At 65.6% G+C, this 421-nt stretch carries 1 protein-coding gene; it reads right to left on the bottom strand.

Going from position 1 to position 421, the window contains the following annotated elements:
• Nucleotides 1-421, bottom strand: a 421-nt coding sequence (locus D0817_RS25800; protein WP_161568471.1) for a cadherin repeat domain-containing protein, incomplete at both ends; no start/stop codon positions are given.

The raw sequence follows: 421 nt of genomic DNA, 5'->3' as shown, positions 1-421 counted from the left end.
GCTTCGTTGGCGGTCAGGGTGGTGACAGCTGTCGTGTTCTCGGCGATCGAGGAGCTTGCGGTGGCGCCGCCGGTGATGCCAGGGGCGATTTCGTCGGCGTTGGTGACCGACACGGTGATGGTCTGGACCGAGGTGTTGCCGGCCGCGTCGATGGCCTGGACGTCAACCACGTAGCTGTTGTTCGTGTCGCTGTCGTTTGGGGCTTCGAAGTCGGGTGCGCTGACGAAACTGAGGGCGCCGGTTGTCGCGTCGATCGCGAACAGGGCCGAGTCAACGCCGCCGGAAAGCGACCAGGTGACGGCTTCGTTCGCGGTCAGGGTGGTGACAGCTGTCGTGTTCTCGGCGATCGAGGAGCTTGCGGTTGCGCCGCCGGTGATGCCGGGTGCCACTTCGTCGGCGTTGGTGACGGAGACGGTGATGG

Source organism: Flavobacterium cupreum, assembly GCF_003996965.1.
GTDB lineage: Bacteria > Bacteroidota > Bacteroidia > Flavobacteriales > Flavobacteriaceae > Flavobacterium > Flavobacterium cupreum.
This window is presented reverse-complemented; position numbering and strand designations above follow the sequence as displayed.